The sequence below is a fragment of the Bradyrhizobium sp. LeoA1Lang genome, from assembly GCF_055413685.1.
The window spans coordinates 1-3,016 of the sequence record NZ_JBVAPG010000346.1; the positions used below are offsets into that span (position 1 = coordinate 1).

General features: G+C 60.7%; 2 protein-coding genes and 3 pseudogenes. 3 read left to right on the plus strand and 2 right to left on the minus strand.

Going from position 1 to position 3,016, the window contains the following annotated elements:
- Together ACZYOF_RS43195 and ahpD are read left to right on the plus strand one after the other, a co-directional pair.
- Positions 1-231 (plus strand): thioredoxin domain-containing protein (locus ACZYOF_RS43195; protein ID WP_463719530.1); only part of this gene is annotated, 231 nt, incomplete at its 5' end.
- A 6-nt stretch (positions 232-237) separates the two neighbouring features.
- Positions 238-706: pseudogene (gene ahpD, locus ACZYOF_RS43200) on the plus strand (alkylhydroperoxidase, AhpD family); the annotation flags it as partial.
- Between the two features lie 76 nt (positions 707-782).
- On the opposite strand, the pseudogene ACZYOF_RS43205 reads toward ahpD, so the two are convergent.
- Positions 783-1,108: pseudogene (locus ACZYOF_RS43205) on the minus strand (transposase); the annotation flags it as partial.
- A 19-nt stretch (positions 1,109-1,127) separates the two neighbouring features.
- Between ACZYOF_RS43205 and ACZYOF_RS43210 the strand changes: the two are divergent.
- Positions 1,128-1,760, plus strand: coding sequence for a hypothetical protein (locus tag ACZYOF_RS43210; protein WP_155255611.1), 633 nt, complete (start codon positions 1,128-1,130; stop codon positions 1,758-1,760).
- Positions 1,761-2,377: 617 nt separating this feature from the next.
- Here the strand turns inward: ACZYOF_RS43210 and ACZYOF_RS43215 are convergent.
- Positions 2,378-2,867, minus strand: a pseudogene (locus tag ACZYOF_RS43215) (IS630 family transposase); the annotation flags it as partial.
- Positions 2,868-3,016 lie beyond the last annotated feature (149 nt).

The window sequence follows — 3,016 nt, forward strand, 5'->3', positions numbered from 1 at the left end:
GACACCAAGGGCGGGCTGGTCGATGGTCTTGAAGTGCGTTCGCCGGACGGCGTCGCCTATCGCTACACATTCATCGCGGACCCAGACAACACGATCCAGCATGTCTACGCGACCAACCTCAATGTCGGCCGAAACCCGAAGGACACGCTGCGCGTGTTGGATGCTCTGCAGACCGACGAGCTCTGCCCCTGCAACCGCGAGATCGGCGGCGAAACGCTGAAGGTTGCTTGAGGCATCATGTCAATTGAGCAGTTGATGGACCAGATCCCCGATTTCGCCAAGGACGTCAGACTGAACCTGGCGTCGATGATATCAGATGAGACGCTATCACCGCAGAGGAGACACGGGCTGTTGCTCGCCACCGCAATTGCCGCCCGCAATCCTGTAGTGATCGCCGCAATGGAATCTGCGGTAGCTGTCGTGATGACGCCGGCCGCGGTCGCAGCGGCGAAATCCGCAGCCTCGGTGATGGCGATGAACAACGTCTACTACCGCTTCGTTCACCTCTCCGCCAAACCCGGAATACAAGACGATGCCGACGCGGCTACGCATGAACGTCATCGGCAATCCCGGCGTGGACAAGGCCGATTTCGAGCTGTGGTCGCTGGCGGTAAGCGCCATCAACGGCTGCGGGGCCTGCATGGACGCGCATGAGAAGGCGCTGCGGGAGGCCGGCATCAGCACGGCGGTCATCCAGACCGCGGTCGGTCCCGCTCCGCGGGTCCATTTCAGCGGTGGTTGGCGACAAAGAGCGCTTCGTCCGCGCGGTCCGGTATCGACCCGGTGGCGAACACGCTCTCGATGGGATTGGTGGTGCGCAAGTGATCCCAACGTTCGGGAAGAAAATCGTAGAAGGCCAGCAGTGCGTCGCGATCCTTCACCAGGCATTCGACCGCCCAGCCGAACTGGCGCAATACTTCTCGGCGAAGACGTCGATCACCGCTTCGGCGGACGCTCGGTTCGCGCCCAATGGACCTCGCAGAACTCCTTCTTGCATGGTGGCCTGCACGGAGAGTGGGACCATGTCCAGGACGTTCACGGTGTTGTGCACCCAGCCTCGCTGGTGGCGTGTGCCGGGAAAGACCTCGTCGAGCGCCTTGTAGAAGTCGCGCTCGCCGGCGCCGATATTGGCCAAACTCGTTGTTATTGATGACGTCATCTGGATTGTTTTGCCAAGCCACGCCTCCCTTAAGGTAGGTCAGCGTGTGGCCCTGCGCGCCAAAAGCGTAACCGAGATGACCGGCGCCAGTTACAAAGACATTTGGGTTTGCCTTGCAGTTTGCGCTCACTATCGTGCCGGAGCCGGCGAGGCAGGTATTTGTGCCGTTGCAGACTGCACCGCTAGCAGTGGGGCCAAACACCGACCTATTCCTCTGCCAGTTGTAGCCGATCCGGCCGCCTGCCAGGAACACAGGAGTATTGACGACGCCATAAACGGACGGACCGTAGGGATTGCTGAAGGGTTTTTGGCCGTAACCACCGTCGACGTGCCCGCCAATACATCCTCCGGACCAGCTCCGCAGGGTCGGTGGCACTTGTGCTGCTGGCCCAAGGGTTCGCCGAATTGGCTGCACCGTTTTCGACCAGCGCAACCGTTGTCGCTCCCCAAGAACGAACTCAAGATCGCATCAAACACTCCGCGGCGCTTTCCCGATCCACAACCAAGCGCCTTCGAGCTGGCAATCGGTGATGGCACCGCGAATGAAGCAAGCAGCGTGCCGCTTGGAAATTGGGGTCTCCAGTTACTTGTTGCGCGATGATGTGCGCCGGACCTGATACGAGCGAGCACGCGGATCCTGCTTGCGGCGATCGAGGGCAGCGGCCGGAGTTTCGCAAATCGGATCGTCGGACGGCCGCGCTCCACTCAGCAGGCGCCGGCCACAGCGCGCGGCCTCGGTCTGAGGCTGCAACGACTGCTCCTCGGCCCAGTCGAACAATCCTCAATGCACCACTCCCCGCCGCGCTTGTCGAACGAGCCGCAACAGCGTCGCCCGATCGGAACTGCCGCACGGGCCCATCCTTGCCGCCGCGCTGCATGACAAGGAAGCACGTCGCAGAGCGGCGCGCGTCGGGCCGACCAGTTCTGTCATAACTGGCCGAACTGGTGGATACTGCGGGCGCGCTTTTGAGCACCTCTCGCGCGGGGAGGCAGGAGCCCTCCGCAGGCCCGGAATAGATGCCATGCCGATCGTGGGGTCGATAGGAGCGGCGCAGCTTGGCCTTGCTGGCCCGGGCCATGCAGCGGCAGTACCGATAGATGCAGTTGCGGATCGCCAACCGGTCCAAAGGTTCCATCAGGATCGCTTCATTCAATCACCAACTATCCCGTCTCCGTAGCTAACACTCCAGTCGGAAAACATTGGTGAGAATGTTCCCTCTAGTGTTCTGCCCCGGAAATTCGCTGACAAAGTCGCGCGAGTTTTTGGAGGATGGAGTCGGCGGCAGCGGTCCACATGAAGGGGCGTGAATTTGCATTGTGGCTGCGGATAAAGCGGTCGATTTTTTTTGACGAGATCGGCGGTGGAATCGAACGATCCCCGCCGGATGGCGCGTTGGGTGATGAGCGCGAAGAAGCGTTCGACCTGGTTGAGCCAGGAGGCGTAGGTTGGCGTGAAGTGAATGTGCCAACGCGGACGGCGGGCGAGCCGGGCCCTGACTTTGGGATGCTTGTGAGTGGCGTAGTTGTCGACGATGAGATGGATGTCCAGTTGGGCCGGTACGTTAGCTTCGATATGACGCAGGAAGGCGAGGAACTCCGGGTGGCGATGGCGGGGTTTGCATTGAGCGATGATTGCGCCATCGAGCACGTTGAGGGCGGCAAACAGGGTGGTCGTGCCATGACGCTGGTAGTCGTCGGTGACGCCTTCGATGTAGCCGAACCCCAACTGCTGGGAATGTCAGATATTTTGTGTAAGAGACTTCTGTGAAGGGTGAATTGCAGTCGTTTGTTTTATCAGCCGGACATTGGTGTCGATCCCATGGTGGCTAACAGTGGCCGGGCAGCAAGCTCTGTCAA